Below are 25,181 nucleotides of genomic sequence, written 5' to 3'. Positions count from 1 at the left end.
CCGGGAAGACTTCGTCACACCCGGATCAACACAGCCACCCCCGGACCGGACACGGCCAGACACCAACTCCACCTGACTCAGCCACCCGCGAAGTACGGATCTAGCCGCCCGTGCCCGGCCGCCAGTAGCCCAGCCCGTTCACCCGGTGCTTCGGCAGCGCGAGTTCCTTGCGCAGGTACGCCGTCAGGCCGCGCGTCGTCGCCGTGTCGCAGGCCAGCCAGACGTACGCCGACTCCGGGTCCCCGAGCAGCTCCGGCAGTTCGGCCCGGACCCGGTCGGTCAGCGCCGTACCGCCCCGCGGCACGCGGCGGATGTCGCGCAGGCCCGCGTTCCCCCGCACCGGCAGTTCCGCGTCCGAGGTGTGCTGCGTCTCGAACCAGATGGTCGCCGGCGTCTGCGGGTACGCGTCCAGCAGCGAGTTGACCGCGGGGAGGGAGGCCGGGTCACCGATGACCAGCAGGCGCTCGGGGGACGGGACGGGGCCGGTGAATCCGGTGCCCTGAACGGTGGCCTCGATCGTGTCACCCGGCTCGGCGCCGCGCGCCCAGGCGCTGGCGACCCCGTCGTGCAGGGCGAACTCGAAGCAGAACGTGCCCGCTTCGGGATCCGGGTCGACCAGCGTGTAGGCCCGCTGGTGCGGACGGCCCGCGCCCTCGAACCAGACCCGCACCCACATCGTCGGATGCAGGGACTCACCGGCGGCCGCCAGCAGCCCGCCGTCGGTGAAGTACACCCGGCGGTAGTGCTCCGTGACGTCTTCCGCCCCCGTGACCGTGAACGTGAAGTCCTTGCCCCGCATGAGCTTCAGGACCACGCCCTCCCAGCCCTTGCCGACAGCCATGTCCAGCCCCTCCCCTGCACGCGTCTATAGTTAGGGCAGCCTAACCTAATACACCCTGGGGAAGAGTGTGAGCAACGTGAGCAGTGTGAGCAGCGAGAACGACTCGGAGACCTCCGAATCGTACGAGGTCTTCCGCGACCCCTGGGGCATCCCCCACCTCCGCGCATCCGACGAACTCCGGCTCGCCCACGCCCAGGGCCGCGTCACCGCCTTCGACCGCGCCTGGCAGCTGGAGGTCGAACGGCACCGGGCCCAGGGCTCCAGCGCCTCCTTCCTCGGCGCGGACTCCGTCGGCTGGGACCGCTTCGCCCGCCAGTGCCGTCTCGCCGACACCGCCCGCCTCTGCTACGAGGCCCTGGAAACCGATGATCCCGGCACCGCCGCCTGGGTCCGCGCGTACGTGGACGGCGTCAACGACGGGCTCGCCGCCGGCGCCGCCCGCGACGAGCGCTTCGCCCGCACCGGCCTCGCCCCCGCCCCCTGGGAGCCGTGGGTGCCGCTCGCCATCTGGATCGCCACGCACATCCTGTTCGCCGGCTTCGCCACCAAGCTGTGGCGCGAACGCGTGGCCCGCGCCCTCGGCGACGAGGCGGTCACCCTCTTCGCCACCGACGGCCCCGGCACCGCCGGCAGCAACGGCTGGCTGGTGCCGGGCGACCGCACCTCCACCGGTTCGGCGATCATCGCGGGCGACCCGCACCGGTTCATCGAGGACCCCGGCGTCTACCAGCAGATACGCCTCTCCTGCCCGGACTACGACGTCCTCGGCCTGGCCGTCCCAGGCGTCCCCGGCCTCGCCCACTTCGGGCACACCGGCACCGCCGCCTGGGCCATCACCAACGCGATGGCCGACTACCAGGACCTGTACGTCGAGCGGTTGCGGCGCGGCGGCGGCTCCGCCGTCGAGGCGCTCGGCCCGGACGGCACCTGGGAGCCCGTCGCCCGCCACACCGAGACCATCACCGTGGCCGGCGGCGACGACGTCGAGGTGGAGATCCTGGAGACCGCCCGCGGCCCCGTGATCATCCACGCGGACGGGGACACCGGGGCCGACGCGCACGCCGAGGCCCACGCCGACGGCAGCGCGCAGACCCTCTCCCTCCGCTACCCGCCCCGGGTCCGCCGGGACCTCGGCTTCGCCGCCCTCCCCGCCCTCCTGCGCGCCCGCACGGTCGCCGACATCGACCGCGCCCTCGACGGCTGGGCCGAGCCGGTCAACGTCGTGCACGCCGCCGACACCTCGGGCGGGCTCCTGCACCGCGTCGCGGGCGCCGTGCCGCTGCGCCACCGCACCAACCGGCTGCGCCCCGTGCCCGCCTGGGAGCCCGGGCACACCTGGCAGGGCTGGGCCCCGGCCCCCGCCGAGCCCGTGCAGGGCTTCGCCGTGATGGCCAACGCGCGCGGGATCGCCTCCCCGCTCGGCGTGGAGTTCGCGCCCCCGCACCGCGCCAACCGCATCCGCGAGCTGCTCAGCGGCTCCGCGGACTGGTCCCCGAAGGCGATGGCCGGCGTACACCGGGACACGCACCTGGCCTCGGCCGCGCCCCTGCTCGCCCTGCTGCCCGGCTTCGAGGACCTGACCCCTGCGGCGCACAGGGCCTGCGCGAGCGGCTGCTGGCCTGGGACCGGCACATGGCGTCCGACAGCACCGACGCCACCGTCTTCTCGGCCTTCCGGACCGCGACCGTACGCCGCTTCGCCGCCGACCCCGTCTTCGCGCAGCTGTGGGGGGCGCCGACCGGCCCGGACGTGTTCCACCCCTGGCTGTACCTGGTCCCCCGCATCGGCTACGCCCTCGAAGGCCTGCTCACCACGTCCCTCGTCCCCGGCCTCGACCGGGCGGCGCACGTCCGCGCCGCCCTGGAGGAGACGGCCGCCGCCGGCGCCCCCGACGCCCCCTGGTCGGAGGTGCACCGCCTCACCCCCTGGCAGGCGCTGCCCGACCAGGAGGCCGCGGACTGGCCCGGCCTCGGCGGCGACCACGACTGCGTGAACGCCACCTCCTCCGTCCCGGGCTTCACCGACCGCACCGCCCGCGCATCGGCGGCCCGTTACGTCTGGGACCTCGCCCGCCGCGAGGACAGCCTCTGGGCCGTCCCGCTCGGTGCGGACGGCGTCACCGGCTCACCCCACCACCGCGATCAGCTCCCGCTGTGGGCTGACTGCGAACTCGTCCCCGTCGTCACCGACTGGACCCGGCTCACCAAGGAATCGATATGACCTCCACCGTCTCCGTCAGACAGCCCGTTCACACCGAGCACGTCGAGGGCTTCGGCACCGTCGTCTTCACCCCCGTCGACCCGGCCGCCGACTCCGCCCTGATCCACAGCTGGGTCACGCAGGAGCGGGCCCGCTTCTGGGGCATGGGCGAGGCCAGCCGCGAGCTGGTCCAGGAGATCTACGAGGACGTCGACCGGCGCACCACCCACCACGCCTTCATGGTCGGCCTCGACGGCGAGCGGGTCGCGCTCTTCCAGACGTACGACTGCGCGGAGGACCGGGTCAGCGAGTGCTACGAGGTCCAGCCCGGGGACGTCGGCGCGCACCTGCTGGTCGGCCCGGCCGACGGCGGGGTCCAGCACGGCTACACGGCGGCCCTGATGACCGCGTTCATCTCGTTCGTGTTCTCCGACGGCTCCACCCGCCGTGTGGTCGTCGAACCGGACGCCCGCAACGTCAAGGCCATCGCCCTCATGGAACGCACCGGCTTCACGCTCGGACCCGAGGTCGAACTCCCGGAGATCGACCTGCCCGAGGTCTACCTCCCCGCCAAGCAGGCCCGCCTGGCGTTCTTCACCGCGCCGGGTGCCGCGTCAGGAACTCACTGACCAGAGCCGCCCATTCGGCCGGGCGCTCGGCGAACGGAAGGTGCCCCGTGGGCAGTTCCGCGAGCTCTGCGCCCGGCAGCGCGTCGGCCAGTTCCCGCTGGGACGCGAGGGGTACGAGCCGGTCCCCGGTCGTCGCGATGACGAGGGCCGGTACGTCGATCCGGGCCAGCTCGGCCCTCAGGTCGGCCCCCTTGATCAGCGCGGCGTGGTCCCCGCCCCCGGGCTGCAGGGTCGCCGCGGTCCCCCGCACGACGGCCTCCAGCTGCTCGGGGCTCAGCACCTCCAGCTGCTCCGCGCTGAGCAGGAGCGGCACGAGGAGCCGCGCGAGCAGCTCGTCCTCCCCGAGCCGTGCCAGCTCGGACCACAGCTCGCCGACGAGGCCGAAAGCGTGGTCGGCCCGCGCGAAGCTCGCGGTGAGCACGAGTGCCGTGACCCGCCCGGGGTGGCGCGCGGCGACCCGTACGGCGACGTTCCCGCCGAGCGAGTAGCCGAGGACGGCGAAGCGCTCCAGGCCCTCGGCGTCGGCGGCTGCGACCAACCGGTCGGCCAACTCGTCGAGTTCGAGCCGCCCGGTGGCCCGCGGGGTGGCGCCGGCGCCGGGGTAGTCGACGGCGACGACGCTGTGCATGGCGGCGAGGGCGTCCAGGACCGGCCCGAAGTTGGACTCCACCGAACCTCCGGCACCGTGGGCGAGCAGGAGTCCCGGCCCGCCGCTCTCCTTGCGGACCGTGCGGGCGTATTCGGTGCTGCCGGTGCTGGTGCTGGTGCTGGACATGACGGTACCCCTGATTTCCGTAACGATCACTACAGAAAGAACGTTACCCGAACGTCTTAACGATCGCTACAGAAAGAGGGACCCCAACGGGGATCCCGATTCCCATTGACCCCGCACGCCTCGCCCCGGGAAGCTGATGCCCTCTCAAAGTGGGTTGAGGTGGGGGACATTGACCAGTCAGAACCTGCACATCGGACCGGATTCGGCGGCCGACCGGTACCGCCTTCTCCGGTCCATCGGGCGCGGCGGGGAGGCCGTGCTCTATCTCGCGGAGATCGAGCTCGCGGGCGGATCCGAGCCCGTGGTCGTCAAGGTGCTCGACTCCAAGACGACCATCACGCCCGACGTCTTCGACCGCATCAGCCAGAAGTGGAACGAGCAGGCCGAACTGCTGCGCTTCGTCCACCGGCCCGGCGTCGTGGGCGTACGTGAGCACTTCGAAGGGCCGCCGATCCACCGGCCCGGGGAGTCCTCGACCCTGACCGGGCGGGCACTCGTCCTGGTGATGAACCACGTCGACGGCCTGGACCTGCGGGACTGGCGGGCCGAGCGGACGCTCGCGACCGCCGCCGAGCGGCGCGAGGTGATGCGCACCCTGGAGCAGCTGGCCGACGTACTGGACTGGCTGCACTCGGGGAAGGCCACCCCGTCCGGGCGCCAGGTCATCCACGGCGACCTCTCCCCCGGCAACGTGATGGTCGACGCCCACGGGCAGGCCACGCTCGTGGACTTCGGCCTGAGCAAGCTGACCGCCGACCACCAGACGGCGGAGGTCTGGTTCACCCCGGGCTACGCGGCGCCCGAGGTCTTCGACGGCAAGCGGACGCCGGGCACGGACCGGTACGCCTTCGGGGCGATCGCCTACTTCCTGCTGAGCGGGCAGTCGCCGCCCGCCACCCCGGAGCAGCTGGCGCACGCGCTGACGGCACTGCCGCAGATCGCCGTGCTGGACGCCGAGCAGCGGGCGCGGATCGCCTCGATCTACGCGGCCGACCCGGGGAAGCGGCCGGTGAACCTGGCCGGCTGGATGAAGGACGTCCGCCACGCGGTGGTGTCCACGACCACTTCCACCTCGCAGCGGGCCGTCCAGGACACCCGGCCGCCGCGTCCGGCCGCCCCGCCGCCGCCCGTGGTCCCGCCGCAGCCCGCGGCCGCCCCCGCGGTGTACGTGCCGACGGAGCCGGTGGCGGCGCCCGGGCCGCATCCCGCCACGGCCCCTGCCACACCTCCGGCGACGGCTCCGGCGACGGCTCCCGCCACGGCTGCGGAAGCGGCGGTGCCCGCCGGGTACGGGCCCGCGTACAGCATGAGCCCGGCGCCCGCCCCCGAGCCGCCCCGCCCGAAGAAGCGGCGCACCGGCCTGATCCTCGGCTCGGTGGCCGCCGTCGTGGTCATCGCGGCGCTCGCGGTGGCCGGCGTCCAGCTCCTCGGCGACAAGGACAAGGACGACAACGCGGGGGACGGCAAGCCCGGCGCGACGAGCACACCTGCGGCGTCGGGGACCCCGTCGTCCACCCCGTCCGCGGAGGCCACGCCCGACGGGGCCACACCGGACGCGGCCACCCCCGAGGCCTCCACGAGCGCGGACGCCTCCACCGGCCCGGCTGCTCCGGGCTCGGTCAAGGACAGCAACGTCGCCGACCTGACCGTACTGTCCTCGGTGGGCTCGGCCGACAACTTCGAGGTCGGCTCCGCCAAGCTGAACACGAAGGAGTACGGGGCGACCCTGCTCGGCAGCTGCTACTACGGCGCGGCCGTCGAGTACGACGTGAACCGTGCCTGGAAGACCCTGGAGTTCACGGCGGGCATCGACGACGGCTCGACCGTGGAACAGGCCCGGCTGACCATCTCCGTGGACGACAAGCCGGCGCTCTTCTCCGAGCTCGTCCACCTGGGCAAGCCGGTCACCAAGTCCCTGAACATCGAGGGGGCCCTGCGACTGCGGATCAAGGTGGAGGAGGGCTGCAAGGGCCGCGGGAACGCCGTCCTCGCGGCGCCCGTCCTCAAGCGCTGAGGGATCCGTCCGACACCCCGAGGTCTTGGCGCATCGCCGCCCGCATGGCGGCGATGCGCTCCCAGACCGCGTACTGGGCCCGGGCGGCGGTCTCGGCCGTCTCCCCCGGTGCCGGGGCACCGCGTTCAAGCCGCTTGACCTGGCCGTAGACCTCGTTGAGGGCCCGGTTGACGGCCTTCGCCCACTCCAGCACCTCGTCGGGAGCGATCATCTGCGCCTCCGAGTACCGGTCTCGGTGGGTGTTCTTCGCCGCGTCGAGGGCTTCGCGGTCGGCGTCCTCGACCCCACGCTCGCTCATGACGTGCAGGTGGCGGTTGAGGGCGGTGGTGAACTGCCGGGAATCCCGGTTGAGTTCCACGTAGCAGCTGCGCCGCAGCGCCTGGCTCTCGCGGACCGCGTCGTGGCGGCGGAGCAGTTCTATCTCCCGGCGCTTCGCCCGCGCGGCGCCGCGCTGGGTGAGCAACGCGCCGCCCAGGGTCCCAAGGACGCCCGTCACCGCGATGACCATCGCACCGAGTTCCACCGACTGCCTCCATGACCGCTCCCGGCCGTGCACCCTCCGCGCCCGGCCCCGGCCGTCCAGTGTGCGGGAGACGGCGGAGGCCCCGCACCAACGGGTGCGGGGCCTCCGGGCGTTCGGCGGGAGGGCTCAGCCCTCGAAGACGCCCAGGCGCTCCAGGATGAGCTCCTTGACGCGCGCCGCGTCGGCCTGGCCGCGCGTGGTCTTCATGACCGCGCCGACCAGGGCGCCGACGGCGGCGATCTTGCCGCCGCGGATCTTGTCCGCGATGGCCGCGTTGCCGGCGATGGCCTCGTCCACGGCCGCGCCGAGCGCGCCCTCGTCCGAGACGACCTTCAGGCCGCGCTTCTCGACGACCTCGTCCGGGGTGCCCTCGCCGGCGAGGACGCCTTCGAGGACCTTGCGGGCCAGCTTGTCGTTGAGCGAACCGTCGGCGACCAGGGCCGCGACCCGCGCCACCTGGACCGGGGTGATCGGCAGCTCGTCGACCACCACGCCCTGCTCGTTGGCGTTGCGGGCCAGCTCGCCCATCCACCACTTCCGCGCGGCGGCCGAGTCGGCACCCGCCTCGATCGTGGCGACGATGGAGTCCACCGCGCCGGCGTTGAGGATCGACTGCATGTCGTGCTCGGTGACGCCCCACTCCTCGCGGAGCCGGTTGCGGCGCACGCGCGGCATCTCGGGCAGACCGCCGCGCAGCTCCTCGACCCACGCGCGGGCCGGGGCCACGGGGACCAGGTCGGGCTCCGGGAAGTACCGGTAGTCCTCGGCGTTGTCCTTGATGCGGCCGGCCGTGGTGGAGCCGTCCTCCTCGTGGAAGTGCCGGGTCTCCTGCACGATCGAACCGCCGGACGTCAGCACCGCCGCGTGGCGCTGGATCTCGAAGCGCGCGGCGCGCTCGACGGAGCGCAGCGAGTTGACGTTCTTGGTCTCGCTGCGGGTGCCGAACTCGGACTCGGGCGTCGGGCGCAGCGACAGGTTCACGTCACAGCGCATCTGGCCCTTGTCCATGCGGGCCTCGGAGACGCCGAGCGCCTTGATGACCTCGCGCAGCTCGGCGACGTACGCCTTGGCGACCTCGGGAGCCCGCTCGCCCGCGCCCTCGATGGGCTTGGTGACGATCTCGATGAGCGGGATGCCGGCGCGGTTGTAGTCCAGCAGGGAGTGGGACGCGCCGTGGATACGGCCGGTGGCGCCGCCGACGTGCAGCGACTTGCCGGTGTCCTCCTCCATGTGGGCGCGCTCGATCTCCACGCGGAAGATCTCGCCGTCCTCCAGCTGGACGTCCAGGTAGCCGTTGAAGGCGATGGGCTCGTCGTACTGGGAGGTCTGGAAGTTCTTCGGCATGTCCGGATAGAAGTAGTTCTTCCGGGCGAAGCGGCACCACTCGGCGATCTCGCAGTTCAGCGCGAGGCCGATCTTGATGGCGGACTCGATGCCGATCGCGTTGACGACCGGCAGCGAGCCGGGCAGGCCGAGGCAGGTCGGGCACGTCTGCGAGTTGGGCTCGGCGCCCAGCTCCGTGGAGCAGCCGCAGAACATCTTCGTCTTGGTGCCGAGCTCGACATGGACCTCGAGGCCCATGACGGGGTCGAACGAGGCGAGAGCGTCCTCGTACGACAGCAGTTCGGTGAAGGTCACGGTGAAACTTTCCCTCTCAGCCCAGCAGGACGTCGTCGTCGCCCAGGCGCTTCAGCTCGCGGTACAGGATCGCGAGGCCGGTGACGATGGCGGCGGCGGACACGGCGGCGTCGACCAGCTTCAGCATGTCGTTCTCGGTGCGGGCCTTCTTGACCTGCTTGATCACGCTGATGGCGCCGAAGGCGGTGGTGCCGATCGACAGGTAGGTGCCGGTCTTGGACTTCTTGAAGCCCTTGGCCTTGGACAGTGCACTGGTGCTCACAGCGACGGTGCCTCCTCGAGCAGCGGGTGACCCCAACGTGCGACGAAGGCGGCCTCGACGGCGGCACCGACCTTGTAGAGCCGGTCGTCCTTCATCGCCGGGGCGATGATCTGCAGCCCGACCGGGAGACCGTCCTCCGGTGCCAGGCCGCAGGGGAGCGACATGGCGGAGTTGCCGGCCAGGTTGGTCGGGATGGTGCACAGGTCCGCGAGGTACATCGCCAGCGGGTCGTCGGTGCGCTCACCGATCGGGAAGGCGGTGGTCGGGGTCGTCGGGGAGACGATCACGTCGACCTGCTCGAAGGACTTCTCGAAGTCCCGCGAGATGAGGGTGCGGACCTTCTGGGCGGAGCCGTAGTACGCGTCGTAGTAGCCGGAGCTGAGCGCGTACGTGCCGAGGATGATGCGGCGCTTGACCTCGTCGCCGAAGCCGGCTTCTCGGGTCAGGGCGGTGACGTCCTCGGCGGACTTGGTGCCGTCGTCGCCGACGCGCAGGCCGTAGCGCATGGCGTCGAAACGGGCCAGGTTCGAGGAGCACTCGGACGGCGCGATCAGGTAGTACGCGGCCATCGCGAGGTCGAAGGACGGGCAGTCCAGCTCGACGATCTCGGCGCCCAGCTCCTTCAGGAGCTCCACCGACTCGTTGAAGCGCTGGACGACGCCGGCCTGGTAGCCCTCGCCGGCGAACTGCTTGACCACGCCGACGCGCATGCCGGCGACCGAGCCGTTGCGGGCGGCCTCGACGACCGGCGGGACCGGGGCGTCGATGGAGGTGGAGTCCAGCGGGTCGTGGCCGGCGATGACCTCGTGGAGGAGCGCCGCGTCCAGGACCGTACGGGCGCAGGGCCCGCCCTGGTCGAGGGAGGAGGAGAAGGCGACCATGCCGTAGCGGGAGACGCCGCCGTACGTGGGCTTCACGCCGACCGTGCCGGTGACGGCGGCGGGCTGGCGGATGGAGCCGCCGGTGTCCGTGCCGATGGCCAGCGGAGCCTGGAAGGCGGCGAGGGCGGCCGCGGAGCCGCCGCCGGAGCCGCCGGGGATCCGGGTGAGGTCCCAGGGGTTGCCGGTGGGGCCGTAGGCGCTGTTCTCGGTGGAGGACCCCATGGCGAACTCGTCCATGTTGGTCTTGCCGAGGATGACGACGTCGGCTTCCTTCAGCTTGCGCGTCAGGGTGGCGTCGTACGGCGGGATCCAGCCTTCGAGGATCTTCGAACCGACGGTGGTCGGGACCCCGACGGTGGTGAAGATGTCCTTGAGGGCGAGCGGGACGCCGGCCAGCGGGCCGAGCTTCTCGCCGCGCTCGCGCTTGGCGTCGACGGCGCGGGCCTGCGCGAGGGCGCCCTCGCGGTCCACGTGCAGGAAGGCGTTGACCTTCTCGTCGGTGGCGTCGATGCGGGCCAGGTGGGCCTCGGTCACCTCGACGGCCGTGAGCTCGCCGGAGGCGATCTTCTCGGCGGTCTCGGCGGCCGTGAGCTTGATGATGTCGACCATGACTGTTAGTCCTCCCCCAGGATCTGCGGCACCTTGAAACGCTGCTGCTCCTGGGCGGGAGCACCGGAGAGCGCCTGCTCGGGGGTGAGCGACGGACGGACCTCGTCCGCGCGCATGACGTTCGTCAGCGGCAGCGGGTGGGAGGTCGGCGGGACGTCTTGGTCGGCGACCTCGGAAACGCGGGCGACCGCGCCGATGATGTCGCCGAGCTGTCCGGCGAAGTGATCCAGCTCGTTGCTGGACAGCTCAAGGCGCGCCAGCCGAGCGAGGTGGACGACCTCCTCGCGCGTAATGCCAGGCATGCAGCGATCCTCTGGGGGTGGGTGGATGTTTGGTTTCGGACCCAATCCTATGGGGCCCGGCCCCCGGCCTGCGAAACGGTTTGCCGCTGTGCCGGTACGGGGGCGGGGGCGGGGCCGCTGCGCGGTGCTTCCGGGCGCCGCCCGAACCCGCGCCTCAATCGCCGGCGCGGCTCCAAAACCCGGGGCTCCGTCCCAGCAGCGGCGCGGCACCCGCAAGCCCGACCGCACCCCGCCGGGAGTCAGACGGCGTCGGCCTCGGCGGCCGCGAGCTCGGCCGTGATGTCCGCCGGGCGGCGCCAGCCGCGTTCGCCGCGGGCCAGCAGCCAGGCGGTGGCCTCCTGCGGCGGCATCGCGGCGGCGATCAGCCACCCCTGCACCGCGTCGCAGCCCAGGTCCCGCAGCCGCTCCCAGGTCTCGTCGTCCTCCACTCCCTCGGCGACGACCAGCAGGCCGAGCGAGTGCGCGAGGTCCACGGTGCAGCGGACGATCTCCGCGTCCTGCGCGTCGACGGCCAGCCGGCCGACGAAGGAGCGGTCGATCTTCAGCTCGCTGACCGGCAGCCGCCGCAGGTGGACCAGCGAGGAGTAGCCCGTTCCGAAGTCGTCCAGGGACATCTTCACGCCGTGGCCGGTGAGCCCGGCCATGGTGTCGGCCGCCCGCTGGGGGTCCTCCAGCAGGACGTGTTCCGTTATCTCCAGCTGCAGCCCGCTCGCCGGGACCCCGTGCCGGGCCAGTCGCGCGGCCACCGCACCCGCGAAGCCCGGGGTGTGGACGTCGCGCGGCGAGACGTTGACGGCCACGGGGACCTTCAGGCCCTGGGCCCGCCACCGTGCCACCTGGGCGAGGGCGGTCTCCAGTACGTACTCCGTCAGGTGCGGCATCAGCCCGGAGGTCTCGGCGATCGCGATGAACTCGTCCGGGGACACCCGCCCGCGTTCCGGGTGCACCCAGCGCACCAGTGCTTCGAGCCCGGCCACCTGGCCGTCGAAGCGGACCTTCGGCTGGTAGTGGAGTTCCACTTCGCCGGCGTCGAGGGCCCTGCGGAGATCACCGAGGAGGCCCAGGCGGTCGGGGGTGTTGCTGTCCCGCTTGGACTCGTACACCTCCACGCCCGTACGGTCGCGCTTGGCCTGGTACATCGCCACGTCCGCGCGCCGCAGCAGCCCCTCCGCGTCCAGCGCGTGGTCGGGGAAGACGGCGAGGCCGGCGCTGGCCTCCAGGACGAGGGTGAGGCCGTCGAGGTCGAGGGGAGAGCTGAGCTCCGCGACCAGGTGGCGGGCGACCCGCTGGGCGCTGGTGGTGGAGTCGGTGACGGGGAGCAGCACCGCGAACTCGTCGCCGCCGAGCCGGGCCGCCTCGGCTTCCTCGGGCAGGGCCTGGCGCAGCCGGTCGGCGATCTGGAGCAGCAGCCGGTCGCCCGCCAGGTGGCCGAGAGTGTCGTTGACCGCCCGGAAGCGGTCCAGGTCGATCAGCACAAGAGCTGCCCGGGTGCCCAAACGTTCAGCCTCGTCCAGGGCGGACCAGGCGCGCTCCAGCAGCCACTGCCGGTTCGGCAGCCCGGTCAGCGGGTCCCGCAGCTGCTCCTCGGCGCGCGCCCGGGCGATCCACAGGGTGGAGTCCAGTGCGATCAGCGGTACGGCGAACAGCGGCAGCAGGACCGGCTGGGTGACCGCGACGACGCAGATCAGGGGGGCGATGCCGAGCAGCGCCACGGCGACTAAGGCCTGCCGGAGCAGGGCGGTGCGGGCGACCGTCGGGAGGCCGTCTCCGCGCGGGTTCAGCGCGATCCAGAGCAGGACGCGCGTGACGAGCAGGTAGGCGACGGCGACGAGGACGACCTCGGGGACCGCCTCCAGCCCCCAGGCGGTGGGCAGCCAGGGGGTCTCGACGGAGGGTGCCACCCCGAAGGCGGCGAGTACGAGGGCTCCCGCGCCGATGCCGAGGATGTCCACGGAGCCGTGCACCAGACCCTGCCGCCAGCGGTGCCGGCGCGCGGCCCCGACCAGCGAGACGACGGCCAGGGAGACGAGTCCTGCGGGCACCCACCCGTAGAGGAGGAGCACGCCGAGGGTGAGCGCGGCCCCGGATCCGGTGCCGCCCCACCAGCGGTCACGGCCCAGTGCGACCAGGTGGCCGACGATGATGCCGGTGAGGAGGGCCAGCGCCCAGCCGACCGTCCCGCCGGGGAACAGCGCATGACGGCCGTTCAGCGCGGACACGATGCCGACGCCGAGGGCCACGGCCGAGAGGCCCACGACGAGGAAGGGCAGCACGCCGCGCCGCCCCTGTCCGCCCGCGTCGGTGTCGATCGGTCGGGTCTCCGGTGTCCTGGCACCCAGGACTCCGAGCCTGCCCGCCCGCATGGACGGGAGTTCCCCGCCGAATTCAGGTGACGGGTCGGCGCTTTCGGTGGGTTTCATGCCCGTACCTCTCACAGCCGGCGATGCCGATGTCACGCGATGGCCCCGATGTCATGCCACCACGGCCGGATCGCATCCTGCAGCCGTGCACGACGGGCGCACCCCTCAACAGTAGGACGCGGGAGGCTCCCAGGGGCAGCGGTCGGCAGTGGTTGCCCGAATGCGACCCAGCCATCCTCATCAGTACGGTATCCGCCGAACGGGTGAGTTTGGACCGGGCCCCCCACGTCACCCATCCGATGATCCGACAGGTCACCGCCCTGCGACCAGCCTTGTACCAGCCGTTTACCACCGTCCGCCGCGCCTGGCGTGCGCCCGCCCGTACGGCCGCACGCCATGCATCCGTTCGTCTTCGCTACTCCCCTTCGGCGATTCCCCTCACGGACTTTCCCCGGTACTGCTCGGTATTACTCCGCTCCGCCTTCGCCGTCCACCGGGAGCGCGGCCTCACGCGCCGCGTCCGGTCCCTGCTCCAGCAGCACCGCGAAACCGGCGTCGTCGAGGATGGACAGCTTCAACTGCACGGCCTTGTCGTACTTGGATCCCGGGTTGTCGCCGACGACGACGAACGAGGTCTTCTTCGAGACGGAGCCGGTGACCTTGGCCCCGCGGCTCTGCAGGGCCTCCTTCGCGCCGTCCCGCGTGTGGCTCTGCAGCGTGCCGGTGACGACGACGGTCAGCCCCTCGAGCGGCCGCGGCCCCTCCTCCTCGGCGGAACCCTCCTCCTCCATCCGCACCCCGGCCTCCCGCCACTTGCGCAGGATCTCCTGGTGCCAGTCGACGGCGAACCACTCCTTGAGGGAGGCGGCGATGATCGCCCCGACCCCGTCGGTGGCGGTCAGCTCCTCCTCGGTGGCCTGCTCGATGCGCTCGATCGACCGGAACTCGCGGGCGAGGGCCTCCGCCGCGACCGGTCCGACGTGACGGATCGACAGGCCGTTGATGACGCGGGCGAGCGGGCGCTCCTTGGCGGCCGCGATGTTCTCCAGCATCGCCAGGGCGTTCTTCTTCGGCTCGCCCTTCTGGTTGGCGAAGACCGTGACGATCTTCTCCTCGCCGGTCTTCGGGTCCCGCTTGGGCAGACCGCTGTCCGGGTCCAGGACGTACGCCTTGATGGGCAGCAGCTGCTCGATGGTCAGGCCGAAGAGGTCGCCCTCGTCGAGCAGCGGCGGCTCGGCGGGCTCCAGCGGGCCGGTCAGCGCGGCCGCTGCCACCATGCCGAAGTTCTCAATGTCCAGGGACTGCCGGCCGCCCAGGTAGAAGAGCCGCTCGCGCAGCTGGGCGGGGCAGGTCTGGGCGTTGGGGCACCGGACGTCGATGTCCCCCTCCTTCATCGGCCGCAGCGCCGTCCCGCACGCGGGGCACTCGGCGGGCATCACGAACTCCCGCTCGCTGCCGTCCCGCAGGTCCACCACCGGTCCGAGGATCTCGGGGATGACGTCGCCGGCCTTGCGCAGGACGACGGTGTCCCCGATGAGCACGCCCTTGGCCTTGACGACCTCCTGGTTGTGCAGCGTGGCGAACTCGACCTCCGAGCCCGCCACCGTCACCGGCTCCACCTGCGCGTACGGGGTCACGCGCCCGGTGCGGCCGACTCCGACCTTGATGTCGATCAGCTTGGTGTTGACCTCTTCGGGGGCGTACTTCCAGGCGATCGCCCAGCGCGGGGCGCGCGCGGTGGACCCGAGCCGGCCCTGCAGCGCGATCTCGTCGAGCTTGACGACCACGCCGTCGATCTCGTGCTCCACCGAGTGCCGGTTCTCGCCGAATTCCGCGATGAACGCGCGGACGTCGGCGAGGGAGGCGACCACCTTGTTGTGCCGGGCGGTCGGCAGGCCCCACCCGCGCAGCAGCTCGTACGCCTGCGACTGCCGCTCGATCGCGAAGCCCTCGCGGGCGCCGATGCCGTGGACGACCATGTGCAGCGGACGGCTCGCCGTGACCTTCGGGTCCTTCTGGCGCAGCGAACCGGCCGCGGCGTTGCGCGGGTTGGCGAAGGGCTTGCCCTCCGCCTCCACGAGGCGGGCGTTGAGCTCCTCGAACTTCTCCATCGGGAAGTAGACCTCGCCGCGGATCTCGACGAGGGCCGGGATCCGGTCGCCCTTGAGGCGGTCCGGGATCTCGGCGATGGTGCGGACGTTGGGCGTGATGTCCTCACCGGTGCGGCCGTCGCCGCGGGTGGCGGCACGGGTGAGCCGGCCGTGCTCGTAGGTGAGGTTGACGGCGAGGCCGTCCACCTTCAGCTCGCACAGGTAGTGGTAGTCCGAGGTGTTCACGTCCCGGGCCACCCGCTCGGCCCAGGCGGCCAGTTCCTCGTCGTCGAAGGCGTTGTCGAGGGAGAGCATCCGCTCCCGGTGCTCGACGGAGGCGAAGTCCGTCTCGTACGCCCCGGCCACCTTCTGGGTGGGCGAGTCGGGCGTGCGCAGCTCCGGGAACTGCTCCTCCAGCGCCTCCAGCGAGCGCAGCAGCTTGTCGAACTCGGCGTCGCTGACGACCGGCTGGTCGCTCACGTAGTACCGGAAGCGGTGCTCCTCGACCTGCTCGGCGAGCAGCTGGTGCTGCTCGCGCACCGCCGCCGGTACTGCCGTGTCCTGCTGTTCGGCTGCCATGCCGTGTCCTCCCGTGCCCCGTCTCGACCGTCACTCAGGGTTGTCGGCGAGCGACCTCGCCGCCCTGACGCAATGCGCCTGCACCGCGCGGGCGTAGGCGGGCGAGGCGCCCGCCAGACCGCACGACGGGGTGACCACGACGGACTCCGCCAGAGTCCCCGGGGCCAGCCCCAGCCTGCGCCAAAGCTTCCTGACACCCATGACGCTACCGGCAGGCTCTGACAACGGGCCGTCGGTGCCCGGCACCACTCCGGCGAAGAGTTTCACACCGCCTTCGACGGCCTCCCCGATGGCGTCATCCTCGCGCTCGGTGAGCAGCGAGAAATCGAACGAGACGCCCGTGGCTCCGGCTCGCCGCAGCAGTCCGAAGGGGACCTCGGGCGCGCAGGAGTGCACGACCACGTCCCCGTCGTGCACGGCGAAGAGGTCGCGCAGCGTGCCCTCGACGACCTGCCGGTCGACGGCGCGGTAGGTGCGGTAGCCGCTCGCGGAGCGGACCCGGCCGAGCAGGACGGCCGTCAGGGACGGCTCGTCGAACTGCAGCACGATGTCGGCGCCGGGGATCCGCTTGCGCACGTCGGCCAGGTGGTCGCGCAGCCCCTCGGCCAGCGATCCGGCCAGGTCCCGGCAGGCCCCCGCGTCCTGGAGCATCGCCTCGCCGCCGTGCAGCTCCAGGGCGGCGGCCAGCGTCCACGGGCCGACCGCCTGGACCTTGAGCTTCCCGGTGTAGCCCTGGGTGAACTCCTCCAGGGCGTCGAGGTCCTCGCCGAGCCAGGACCGGGCCCGCTTCGAGTCCCGTCCGGGGCGGTCGCTGATCCGCCAGCCACTGGGCTCGACGTGCGCGTACATGTCGACGAGCAGTCCGAGGGAACGGCCGATCATGTCGGCGCCGGGCCCGCGGGCGGGCAGCTCGGGGAGGTACGGGAACTCCTCGAAGGAGCCGGTGACGGTCTTGGCGGCCTCGCGGGCGTCGCCGCCGGGCAGCGAACCGACGCCGGTGGCGCTCGCGGTCATCGGCCCGGCCTGACGCTCAGGTCGTTGACCTCGGCGTCGCGCGGCAGGTCGACGGCCATGACGATGGTGGTCGCCACCGACTCGGGGTCGATCCAGTGGGCGGGGTCGTACTCCTTGCCCTCCTGGGAGTGCACCTTGGCCTGCATGGGGCTGGCGGTCCGTCCCGGGTACACCGAGGTGACGCGGATCCCGTTGGCCTTCTCCTCCGCGCGCAGCGAGTCGGCGAGGGCCTTCAGCCCGTGCTTGGAGGCGGCGTACGCGCTCCAGTCGGCGTGGGCGGTCAGGCCGGCGCCGGAGTTCACGAAGACGACGGTGGCCCGGGAGGCGCGCAGGGTGGGCAGCAGCAGCCGGGTGACCTCGGCGGGCGCGATCAGGTTGACGTTGAGCTGCTGGTGCCAGGTCTTGGGGCGGAGCTCACCGACCGGTCCGAGGTCGACGATCCCGGCGACGTGCAGCAGGGAGTCGATCCGCTCGGGGATCGCCTGCTTGGAGAAGGCCCACGAGAGCCGGTCGGGATCGGCGAGGTCGCCCACGAGGGCCCGCGCCCCGGGGTACCGCTCGACGAGCTGCTTGCCTCGGGCGGCGTCGCGGGCGAGGAGGACGAGGTCGTCGCCGCGGGCGTGCAGCCGGGCCGCGACGGCCGCGCCGATGCCGGATCCGGCACCGGTGATCAAGTGAGTAGCCATACCGCCCATGCTCGCACCCCGCCGGTGCCCGTCAGCCCCCGGTGACCGAGCGGTACGCCTCCTCGATTGCCGCGCGGGCGGCCGGGCCCTGCCGGGAGACGGGGCCCCGGTGGTCCAGGCCGGCCAGACAGGGGAGCCCGTCCTGGTCATGGCGGATCGGCGTCCAGTGCTGCAGCGCCGCGTCCCGTACGTCGGTCAGCGCGCCGGCGTCGTCCGGTTCGGTCGGGTCGAAGCGGCCGCCGGAGGCTGTGCGGTGCGCGGCCCAGCGGTCCTCCCAGAACTCCACGGTCCAGCCGGGCCAGCGGGCAGCGGCGGTGTCGTGGTGGATCTGGTGGCTGGTGAGCCACCAGCCGACCCGGCGCCGCTCCGTGTCGACGTGCAGGCCCGCCACGGCGAGCTCGTGGTACGCCCCGTGGTCGGTGGTCGCGGCCAGCCAGTCGAGCAGGGCCGGACCGTACATCACCGGGTGGTCGAAGGCGTAGCAGACCAGGTGGCAGCGGTCTGCGCCGTCCAGGGTCACCACGGTGACCTCGGGGTTCGGGTACGGCAGCGCGACGCCGTCCGTCTCGGACAAGTCACTTTCGCACACGCGTTTGTCCCGGTCGGGGTCGTCCGCCGGGTCGAGGCCGGCGTAGGCGCGCAGGCCGGTCCGGCCGCCGTAGGCCCAGCGCACGTCCCAGCCGGGCCAGGCGGCGCGCACGAGGGCGAGGGTGGCCCGGCGGGTGCGCATCTCGACGGAGGGGCCCTCCAATGCGAAGAACAGCAGGACCTTGCGTTCGGGGTCCACGAGGACGCCCGCCTGGACGTCGTCGTCGCCTTCGCCGGTCCCGGACAAGGGCTGTCCGTACGCGGAGGCGCGGCCCATCAGCACCATCACGGTGTCCGGGCCGGCCAGCAGGTCGAGGTCCACGCTGGCGGCGCCCCAGTCGTCCGTGATGGCGCGGTACCCGTCGGGTCCGCCGAGAATGTAGACGGCGGGGTTCATCAGAGCCCCGCCGCCGCGCGCAGGCCGGCGGCCGTCTTCGTGGCGTCGTATCCGGCGGGGACGCCCTCGACGAGGATGACCTCGCCGGCGATGTGGTCGGTGCGCAGCGGGAGGATGGCCTGGTAGGCGTCGGAGGCGTACCAGGCGTGGGCCTGCTCGATGCCCGGGAAGCCGATCATGACGACGGTTCCGGGGAAGGGGCCCTCCAGGACCTCGACCTCCGCGCCGTGGACGAGGAACCGGCCGCCGAAGGGTGTCATGGTCGACTGGATCTCCTCGATGTAGCGGAGGATGTCCTCGTTCATCGTCTCGGGCCGGATGTGGGCGATGGCGTACGCGGTCATGGTCTGCTCCCCTGTCGACCGGCCCGTCGGTCCGGGCCCGTTGGTCCGATCCTGTCAGCGCGCGGCTCCCGCGGCGATTACCCCGCAGGTCATGCCGATGCCGGCTGGAAGGTGCGCCGGTAGGCGATCGGGGAGACGCCGAGGGTGGTCCGCATGTGCTGGCGCAGGGAGTTGGCGGAGCCGAAGCCGGCCCGGTGAGCCACCAGGTCGACCGACAGGTCGCTGGACTCCAGCAAGTGGCGGGCCAGTTCCAGGCGTTGCGCGGTGAGCCACTGCACCGGGGTCATGCCGACCTCGTCGCGGAACCGCCGGGTGAAGGTGCGCAGGCTCATCCGGGCGTGCGCGGCCAGTTCGCCGAGGGTGACCGGCTCGGCGAGGCGCTCCAGGGCCCACGCGCGGGTGGCGGTGGTGGTGGCGACGGTCGGGTCGGGGACGGGGCGGTCGATGTACTGGACCTGGCCGCCGTCGCGCCAGGGCGGGACCACGCAGAGCCGCGCGGCCCGGTTGGCCACGCCCGTGCCGTGGTCCTGGCGGATCAGGTAGAGGCAGAGGTCGACGCCGGCGGCCACGCCGGCCGAGGTGAGGATGTCGCCGTCGTCGACGAAGAGGACCTCCTCGTCGAGCCGGACGCGCGGGAAGCCCCGCTGGAACTCGGGCGCGTGCAGCCAGTGCGTGGTGGCGGGCCGGCCGTCGAGCAGTCCGGCGGCGGCCAGGACGTACGAGCCGGTGCAGAGGGAGACCAGCCGGGTGCCGGGCCGGATCGCCGCGAGGGCGTCGGTCAGGGGCTGCGGCAGGGGCGCGCCGTGCGCGAGCTCGTCCATGGCGTGGGTGGGCGTGATGACCACGGTGTCGGCCGCGGCGAGGGCTTCGGGGCCTGCCGAGACGCCGACGGTGAAGCCTGCGTCGCTGGTCACCGGCTGTCCGTCGGCGGTGCAGACGGTCAGCTCGTAGAGCCTGTTCCCGGCCTCGTCGAAGGCGTTGCCGAAGACCCGGGAGGGGATCCCGAGCTCGAACGGGGGGACGCCTTCGAGGGCGAGTACGGCGATCCGGTGCATGGCCAGATCCTGTCACATGGTGGCCGTACGGCCAATACTGCGAGGGTCGGCGAGCGGAGAGAGTGAGGTCACCGGCCGGGACACCGGCCGGCAGGAACCCAGCAAGGAGACATGTCATGCGCGCTGTCGTCATCAGCAAGTGGGGCGGACCCGAGGTCCTCGTCGAGACCGAGGCCGAGCGTCCGGAGCCCGGCATGGGCGAGGTCCTGGTCCGGGTCCACGCCGCCGGAGTCAACCCGGTGGACTGGAAGACGCGCGAGAGCGGCGCCCTGATCCCCTGGGGCCCGGTGCCTGCGGTCGGCTGGGACGTGTCCGGCACCGTCGAGGCCGTGGGACCGGGCGTGACCCTGTACCGGGCGGGCGACGAGGTCTACGGGATGCCCCGCTTCCCGCAGCAGGCCGGCGCGTACGCCGAGTACGTGACGGCTCCCGCCCGGCACTTCGCCCCCAAGCCGGCCGCGCTGGACCACGTGCAGGCCGCGGCGCTGCCGCTGGCCGCCCTGACCGCCTGGCAGGCCCTGGTGGACACGGCCGCGGTGAGCGCCGGGCAGCGGGTGCTGGTGCACGCGGCGGCCGGCGGGGTGGGTCACCTTGCGGTGCAGATCGCCAAGGCCCGCGGCGCGTACGTGATCGGCACCGCGAGCGCCGGCAAGCACGAGCTGCTGCGCGAGCTCGGCGCCGACGAGGTGATCGACTACCGCACCACGGACTTCGAGGACGCCGTCGCCGACGTGGACGTCGTGATCGACGCCATCGGCGGGGACTACACGCAGCGCTCGCTGAAGGTCCTCAAGACCGGCGGCCACCTGGTGACCCTGCCCGGCCCCGACTCCCTCCCGGCCGACCCGCAGGGCGTGCACGCCTCCTGGGTCCTCGTGGAGCCCGACCTGCAGGGCCTGCGGGAGATCGCGGCCCTGGTCGAGCAGGGCCTGCTGAGGCCCCTGGTCGACACGGTGCTCCCGCTGGAGCAGGCCGCGAAGGCCCACGAGATCGGCGAACTGGGCCGCACCACCGGCAAGATCGTCCTGACCGTCGCCTGAGCACCGGATTCACCTGGGCTTACCGGACCGCCCCGCGCCACAGAAACGGTTCATCCCGCGCGAACAGCTCCTCGCGATGCTCGAACCCGGGAAGGGCCAGACCCATCTCTCGCCGGAAGGCGGGACCGTGCCCCGGCACCTTCACGTGGCACAGCTCGTGCACGAGGACGAAATCGACCAGGGTCGCGGGCAACTGCATGACGGCCCAGTGCACGGCGATCAGCCCGTCGGGGCCGCACGAGCCCCAACGCTCCCCGAGGTCGCGCACGCTGACCCCGGCTGGCCGCACCCCCACTCGGAGGGCGATCGCGGGCATCCGGGAGGTGAGCCACCGCTGCCCGCGCTCGATGTACCAGGCGGCCAGGGCCTCTGAACCACCCGAAGGCGTGGCGGGCTCGGGAAGCTCCAGCCATCCGGCTCTCAGCCGCACGCACGCGCCCTCGGCCGCCGGTACCGGTCTGAGCCGGTACCGACGCCCGAGGTAAGGGAAGCTGCTGCCGCCGACGAGTTCCTTGACCGGCTCGGCAGGGCGGGCACGGCGGCGGCGGACCTCATCCGCGAGACGCGGCAGCCGGGAGCGTACGGCTGCGGCCACCGCTCGCGGATCCGCGTCGGCCGGTACGGCGAAGAGCACCTCCCCATCCGGCGTGACGTCGATGCCCAGGGTCCGACGCCGGGGGCGGGACTCGACGCGCCAGCTCCACCCCTCGGGGAGGGGTAGTGCGGCGATCGCCTGCTGGACCGAGGTACTCACCCGGCATTCCTACCACCCGGCTCGGACAGTCCGGCGGCACGGGCTCAGCCGTCGTGGCGCGACGGGTAGCGCAGGAAGTCGCCGTGCCGGTGCAGCGCGAGCTCGACCAGCAGGCCGGCCACCGGTCCGGTCGCACTCCAGTCGACGTGCAGTTCTTCCTCCAGATAGATCCGCAGCTCCTTGCGTACGCGGTTCTGGGCGTCCGGCAGCGTCGTGAAGTTCGGGGAGCGCACCAGCCCCGCGATCTTCCAGGTGACATCGCGCGCCGCCTGGTAGAGGTCGGTCCCGTCCGGCACCAGCGACCCGCCCGCCGCGTCCAGCTCGCGGGCGAGCAGGGCGTACACCGGCCTCTCGGTCCAGCGGTCGAGGCCCGCCCCCGCCTCCTGACCGCCGTCCCGCTCGGAGGCGATGACCTCGTCGGCGAGCCCGGCCAGGGCCGCGGCGGCCTCCTCGAAGTCCGTTCCCATCCGCCGGATGACGGCCTCCATGCGCTCGCTGAAGACCTCGTAGCGTGTCCGGTCCGTCTCCAGCCGGGCCGTGATGTGGGTGTGGATCCGGCTGGTCAGGTACGAGATCCGCGCCCGCGGGTCGGCGTTGGCGTCGACCCGTTCCAGGAAGTCGGGCGCGCCGAGCTCCACCTGTGGGACGCGTTCCACGATGCCGTTCGCCTTCAGGTGCGACGCGATCAGCGCGCGCACCTTGGCCCCGTAGCGGCGCGGACTGAACTGGTCCCGGCCGTCGAGGTAGCGGGCGCGGGCGAGGTACTGCACCTCACCCAGCCTCGCGGCGAAGGCCTCGTACCGGAGCGCGAACGGCCGGGGCAGGACGGCGCCCAGCGCGTTGAAGAAGTCCCGGGCCAGTTCGTCGAACTCGCCCCGCAGCAGCGGGTCCTCCAGCGCCGCCAGCAGGTCCTCGCGCTGCTCCTCGTCGGCGAGCCGCCCCGCGCCCCGCTCGGCCAGGAAGTCGCCGAGGCGCTTGAAGAGGTCCGCGAGGAGCGCTTCGGCCGCCGCGTCGGTCTGGAGCCACATCCGGCCCGTGGCCGGCTGCTCCGCGCCACTGTCGGGGTCGAGGTGGTCGAAGGACACGTTCTCGTAGCCGAGGACGGCCTTCAGGTGCGCCTCCTCGTAGTCGGTCATGGACTTCGCCAGCTCGGGTCCGACGCCGATGTAGTCCACCACCTGGCCCCAGTGCTTGTTGCGGTAGGGGCGGTTGGTGCGGGCGATGGCCTGGAGCAGACCGGCGCCGAACAGCGGCCGGTCGAGGTAGAGGACCTGTTCCACGGGCGCGTCGAAGCCCGTGAGCAGCATGGAGGTGACCACCAGGAACCCGAGGGGACGCTCGGCCTCTTCGGCGCGGGGCCGCCGCCCGGCGTCCTCACGGTCCCCGCCCGCGCCGCCGTCCCAGGGGTCGTGGGCCGAGGTCCGGGCCCCCGTGCGCGCCCCTCCCCCGGGCCGTCCGTGCGTGTGGGCGGTCCAGGAGGGATCGTCGCTCGTCTCGAACGGATCGGGCACCTTCACCCCGCGCCGGAAGCGGTCGATGTGCGCGCTCTGGCTGCTCGGCCGGGTCCACACGTCCCAGTCCTTGGGGTCCTTGCCCTGGCCGCGCTTCGGCGAGGCCGAGATGACCGCGGCGGCTTCGACCTGGGCGAGCACGTCGCGGTAGCGCAGCAGCCGCAGGAGGTCGGCCTCGCCCTCCGGGGCGGGCGCGGGGTCGTGGGCGTCGCCGCCCAGCCCGTCGAGGTCCGCCACGAGACGGCTCAGCGCCTTCGAGATGGCCTCCCGGTACGCCACGGCCGCGCGCCGGGACACGGCGACGACCTGCGCGCCGAATCCGTCCGGCATGGCGCCTGCCGCCCAGTGCCGCACCATGTGCTCGGCCTTCCTGGCTATCACCGCGGGCGATTCCAGGACCTCCTTCTTCCGCCCGAACCGCCGCAGCACCCGGCGCCGCTGCTCGGGATCCTCGGGGACGTGTGCGTCGAAGCCCGCGTCCAGCGCGGCCTTCTCCACCACCTCCAGGTTCACCTCGTGGGCCTCGTACCGTACGGGGACGACGGCCCCGTCGATCTCGGCGTCCCGCAGCGTGTAGGTGTCGGCGTACGAGCCGAAGATGTCCTCGGTGGTCTTGCGGGCCCCGCCGAGAATGGGCGTGCCGGTGAATCCGACCATGGCGGAGTTGGGCAGCATGGCGCGCAGCCGGGCGTGCTGCCAGGCGCTCTGCCCCCGGTGCGCCTCGTCGACGAGGACGACGATGTCGGAGCTCGCGTTAGCCACGCGGTTGTGGAGCCGGTCCCGTCCTTCGGGGTCCTGCGCGAGCACCTCGTCCCGGCCGTCGTCGGCGCTGTCGTCGCGGCGGGCCTTCTGGAGCATGACGAGGACGAGGTCGGGGACGTCGAGGCTCAGATAGCTGCGGGCGTACTTCACCGAGCGCGCCCGGTAGATCTTCTCTTCGGCGGCGGCCAGGCTCTGGCGGATCTGCGCTTCCAGGTCCTTCCGGTCGGTCACGACGACGACCTTGTGGCGGGCCAGGTCCCGGCTGCTGCGCAGGTAGCGGACGAGGAAGGCCATGGTGAGGGACTTGCCGGAGCCCTGGGTGTGCCAGGTGATCCCGCCGCGCTGATCGACGTCCAGGCCCCCGGCCAGGGCAGCGTGCCGGTCGCGCAGCCGCTTCGCGATCTTGTGGACGGCGCGGAACTGCTGATAGCGGCCGACCACCTTGACCGTGCGGGGTCCGCGCCCCGCCTCGGTGGTGAAGTCCTTGACCAGGGTCAGCAGGTGCGCGGGCCGGAGCACGCCGCCGGCCAGCGTCTCCTGCGCGTGGAGCTCGCGTCGGCTGTCGGGTGCGGCGGCTTCCTTCCGTACCGTCTCCTGCCGGGCCGGGTACACGGTCCGCCAGGGCGCGAAGTGCGCAGCCTCCGCGCTGATGGTGCCGATCTCGGCGTGATCCCGGTCGGTGGCGACGAGCACCTGCGCGAAGCGCACGAACTCGGTGACGGGCTCGGGCGCCTCTACCCCCGCGTAGCCGATCACGTCGTCGACGGCCCAGTCGATGGTGAACCGCTTCTCCCCGGGGCTCGCCAGCGGGGCCTTGCACTCGACGACCACCCAGGGCAGGCCGTTGACGAACAGCACGACGTCGGGGATCGCCGGGGGGGCCGTCGCGGCGCTCCACCCTGAACTGTGAGACGGCGAGCAGGTCGTTGCCGGTGCCCGCGTCGCCCAGTTCGGCGAACTCCCCCTGCCAGTCCACCAGTCGTACGTGCTCGGGGTCCCCCTCGGTCCATCCCGGGAGCGTGCGCGCGTTGATCCCCTCGCGCAGCATCCGGGTGACGTCCAGGTTCCCGGCGACTCCGCGCCCGGCCGGGCCCTGGCCGGGTGCGGTGCCCAGGAGCAGGGCGAGCAGGTGGTCCAACTGGGCAGCCGTCAGCCAAGGCTTGCCGTGGGCGTCCGGGTTGATCCGCGCCACGGCGGCGCGGAACCGCTCGGCGTAGACCACCTCGGTGAACGAGCCGCGCCCGGACCGCGCCGGGTCGGTCACCGGCTTCCCCGGCGGCGCGCCCTGGAGGTGCTTCCACCCCATGGCGACCAGCTGGTCGATGAGC

At 72.5% G+C, this 25,181-nt stretch carries 18 protein-coding genes and 2 pseudogenes; 3 read left to right on the top strand and 17 right to left on the bottom strand.

The window, feature by feature from the left end; genetic code table 11:
* Positions 1-100: 100 nt before the first annotated feature.
* Entirely contained in the window at positions 101-841 is a 741-nt protein-coding gene (locus tag OG332_RS31195) for a siderophore-interacting protein (protein WP_327416583.1), read from the bottom strand.
* Between the two features lie 85 nt (positions 842-926).
* On the opposite strand from OG332_RS31195, the pseudogene OG332_RS31190 reads away from it, so the two are divergent.
* A pseudogene (locus OG332_RS31190) lies at positions 927-3,669 on the top strand (GNAT family N-acetyltransferase).
* Here OG332_RS31190 and OG332_RS31180 read toward each other — a convergent pair.
* Positions 3,635-4,444 (bottom strand): alpha/beta fold hydrolase, encoded by an 810-nt coding sequence (locus OG332_RS31180; protein WP_327416581.1) that lies wholly within the window; start codon positions 4,442-4,444, stop codon positions 3,635-3,637. The pseudogene OG332_RS31190 and the gene OG332_RS31180 overlap by 35 nt on opposite strands.
* Before the next feature lie 169 nt (positions 4,445-4,613).
* Here OG332_RS31180 and OG332_RS31175 point away from each other — a divergent pair, with 169 nt between their 5' ends.
* Positions 4,614-6,458 (top strand): protein kinase domain-containing protein, encoded by a 1,845-nt coding sequence (locus tag OG332_RS31175; protein ID WP_327416580.1) that lies wholly within the window; start codon positions 4,614-4,616, stop codon positions 6,456-6,458.
* Here the strand turns inward: OG332_RS31175 and OG332_RS31170 are convergent.
* The 12 genes from OG332_RS31170 to OG332_RS31115 all read right to left on the bottom strand — a co-directional run bounded on the left by OG332_RS31170 (position 6,448) and on the right by OG332_RS31115 (position 19,786).
* The gene (locus OG332_RS31170) at positions 6,448-6,981 is read right to left on the bottom strand and encodes a hypothetical protein (RefSeq protein WP_327416579.1); all 534 of its coding nucleotides are present in this window, start codon (positions 6,979-6,981) and stop codon (positions 6,448-6,450) included. The two genes, OG332_RS31175 and OG332_RS31170, sit on opposite strands and share 11 nt — an antisense overlap.
* A 126-nt stretch (positions 6,982-7,107) precedes the next feature.
* Positions 7,108-8,619 (bottom strand): Asp-tRNA(Asn)/Glu-tRNA(Gln) amidotransferase subunit GatB, encoded by a 1,512-nt coding sequence (gatB, locus tag OG332_RS31165; RefSeq protein ID WP_327416578.1) that lies wholly within the window; start codon positions 8,617-8,619, stop codon positions 7,108-7,110.
* 16 nt (positions 8,620-8,635) lie between these two features.
* On the bottom strand, positions 8,636-8,881 hold the full coding sequence (locus OG332_RS31160; RefSeq protein WP_326587877.1) for a hypothetical protein: 246 nt from the start codon (positions 8,879-8,881) through the stop codon (positions 8,636-8,638).
* Positions 8,878-10,371 carry an Asp-tRNA(Asn)/Glu-tRNA(Gln) amidotransferase subunit GatA gene (gene gatA, locus OG332_RS31155; RefSeq protein WP_327416577.1) on the bottom strand — a complete coding sequence of 498 codons (1,494 nt, stop codon included), beginning with the start codon at positions 10,369-10,371 and terminating at the stop codon, positions 8,878-8,880. The genes OG332_RS31160 and gatA overlap by 4 nt, the downstream gene beginning before the upstream one ends.
* Before the next feature lie 5 nt (positions 10,372-10,376).
* The gene (gene gatC, locus OG332_RS31150; RefSeq protein ID WP_030010586.1) at positions 10,377-10,673 is read right to left on the bottom strand and encodes an Asp-tRNA(Asn)/Glu-tRNA(Gln) amidotransferase subunit GatC; all 297 of its coding nucleotides are present in this window, start codon (positions 10,671-10,673) and stop codon (positions 10,377-10,379) included.
* A 239-nt stretch (positions 10,674-10,912) separates the two neighbouring features.
* Complete coding sequence (locus OG332_RS31145; RefSeq protein WP_327416576.1) at positions 10,913-13,093, bottom strand: putative bifunctional diguanylate cyclase/phosphodiesterase; 2,181 nt, start codon at positions 13,091-13,093, stop codon at positions 10,913-10,915.
* A 407-nt stretch (positions 13,094-13,500) separates the two neighbouring features.
* Positions 13,501-15,702: an NAD-dependent DNA ligase LigA gene (ligA, locus tag OG332_RS31140; RefSeq protein WP_327416575.1), complete on the bottom strand. Its 2,202-nt coding sequence runs from the start codon at positions 15,700-15,702 to the stop codon at positions 13,501-13,503.
* 30 nt (positions 15,703-15,732) lie between these two features.
* Positions 15,733-16,716 (bottom strand): methionine synthase, encoded by a 984-nt coding sequence (locus OG332_RS31135; RefSeq protein ID WP_327416574.1) that lies wholly within the window; start codon positions 16,714-16,716, stop codon positions 15,733-15,735.
* Positions 16,713-17,402 carry an SDR family oxidoreductase gene (locus OG332_RS31130; RefSeq protein WP_327416573.1) on the bottom strand — a complete coding sequence of 230 codons (690 nt, stop codon included), beginning with the start codon at positions 17,400-17,402 and terminating at the stop codon, positions 16,713-16,715. Before OG332_RS31130 ends, OG332_RS31135 begins: the two co-directional genes overlap by 4 nt.
* 31 nt (positions 17,403-17,433) lie before the next feature.
* The gene (locus OG332_RS31125; RefSeq protein ID WP_327416572.1) at positions 17,434-18,387 is read right to left on the bottom strand and encodes a hypothetical protein; all 954 of its coding nucleotides are present in this window, start codon (positions 18,385-18,387) and stop codon (positions 17,434-17,436) included.
* The gene (locus tag OG332_RS31120) at positions 18,387-18,731 is read right to left on the bottom strand and encodes a DUF1330 domain-containing protein (RefSeq protein WP_327416571.1); all 345 of its coding nucleotides are present in this window, start codon (positions 18,729-18,731) and stop codon (positions 18,387-18,389) included. Before OG332_RS31120 ends, OG332_RS31125 begins: the two co-directional genes overlap by 1 nt.
* An 89-nt stretch (positions 18,732-18,820) precedes the next feature.
* Positions 18,821-19,786 (bottom strand): GlxA family transcriptional regulator, encoded by a 966-nt coding sequence (locus tag OG332_RS31115; RefSeq protein ID WP_327416570.1) that lies wholly within the window; start codon positions 19,784-19,786, stop codon positions 18,821-18,823.
* 116 nt (positions 19,787-19,902) lie between these two features.
* Between OG332_RS31115 and OG332_RS31110 the strand changes: the two genes are divergently transcribed.
* Positions 19,903-20,826, top strand: coding sequence for an NADP-dependent oxidoreductase (locus OG332_RS31110; protein ID WP_327416569.1), 924 nt, complete (start codon positions 19,903-19,905; stop codon positions 20,824-20,826).
* 19 nt (positions 20,827-20,845) lie between these two features.
* On the opposite strand, the gene OG332_RS31105 is transcribed toward OG332_RS31110, so the two are convergent.
* The 3 genes and pseudogenes from OG332_RS31105 to OG332_RS31095 all read right to left on the bottom strand — a co-directional run.
* A complete protein-coding gene (locus OG332_RS31105; protein WP_327416568.1) occupies positions 20,846-21,580 on the bottom strand; it encodes a M48 family metallopeptidase in 735 nt (244 codons plus the stop codon).
* 44 nt (positions 21,581-21,624) lie between these two features.
* Positions 21,625-24,711 (bottom strand): type I restriction endonuclease subunit R, encoded by a 3,087-nt coding sequence (locus tag OG332_RS31100; protein ID WP_327416567.1) that lies wholly within the window; start codon positions 24,709-24,711, stop codon positions 21,625-21,627.
* A gap of 85 nt (positions 24,712-24,796) precedes the next feature.
* Positions 24,797-25,159: pseudogene (locus tag OG332_RS31095) on the bottom strand (hypothetical protein); the annotation flags it as partial.
* Between the last annotated feature and the right edge of the window lie 22 nt (positions 25,160-25,181).

Origin of the sequence: Streptomyces sp. NBC_01233 (genome assembly GCF_035989305.1) — a bacterium.
Lineage (GTDB): Bacteria > Actinomycetota > Actinomycetes > Streptomycetales > Streptomycetaceae > Streptomyces.
The sequence above is the reverse complement of the archived record's forward strand: the minus strand, read 5'-3'. Positions and strand labels throughout refer to the sequence as shown.

Bases quoted from the DNA above. Each gene is read 5' to 3' on its own strand.
- OG332_RS31125 (WP_327416572.1), bottom strand. From the start codon at position 18,387: ATGAACCCCGCCGTCTACATTCTCGGCGGACCCGACGGGTACCGCGCC.
- OG332_RS31130 (WP_327416573.1), bottom strand. From the start codon at position 17,402: ATGGCTACTCACTTGATCACCGGTGCCGGATCCGGCATCGGCGCGGCC.
- OG332_RS31135 (WP_327416574.1), bottom strand. From the start codon at position 16,716: ATGACCGCGAGCGCCACCGGCGTCGGTTCGCTGCCCGGCGGCGACGCC.
- gatA (WP_327416577.1), bottom strand. From the start codon at position 10,371: ATGGTCGACATCATCAAGCTCACGGCCGCCGAGACCGCCGAGAAGATC.
- OG332_RS31145 (WP_327416576.1), bottom strand. From the start codon at position 13,093: ATGAAACCCACCGAAAGCGCCGACCCGTCACCTGAATTCGGCGGGGAA.
- OG332_RS31110 (WP_327416569.1), top strand. From the start codon at position 19,903: ATGCGCGCTGTCGTCATCAGCAAGTGGGGCGGACCCGAGGTCCTCGTC.
- OG332_RS31180 (WP_327416581.1), bottom strand. From the start codon at position 4,444: ATGTCCAGCACCAGCACCAGCACCGGCAGCACCGAATACGCCCGCACG.
- OG332_RS31195 (WP_327416583.1), bottom strand. From the start codon at position 841: ATGGCTGTCGGCAAGGGCTGGGAGGGCGTGGTCCTGAAGCTCATGCGG.
- gatC (WP_030010586.1), bottom strand. From the start codon at position 10,673: ATGCCTGGCATTACGCGCGAGGAGGTCGTCCACCTCGCTCGGCTGGCG.
- ligA (WP_327416575.1), bottom strand. From the start codon at position 15,702: ATGGCAGCCGAACAGCAGGACACGGCAGTACCGGCGGCGGTGCGCGAG.
- OG332_RS31115 (WP_327416570.1), bottom strand. From the start codon at position 19,786: ATGCACCGGATCGCCGTACTCGCCCTCGAAGGCGTCCCCCCGTTCGAG.
- OG332_RS31120 (WP_327416571.1), bottom strand. From the start codon at position 18,731: ATGACCGCGTACGCCATCGCCCACATCCGGCCCGAGACGATGAACGAG.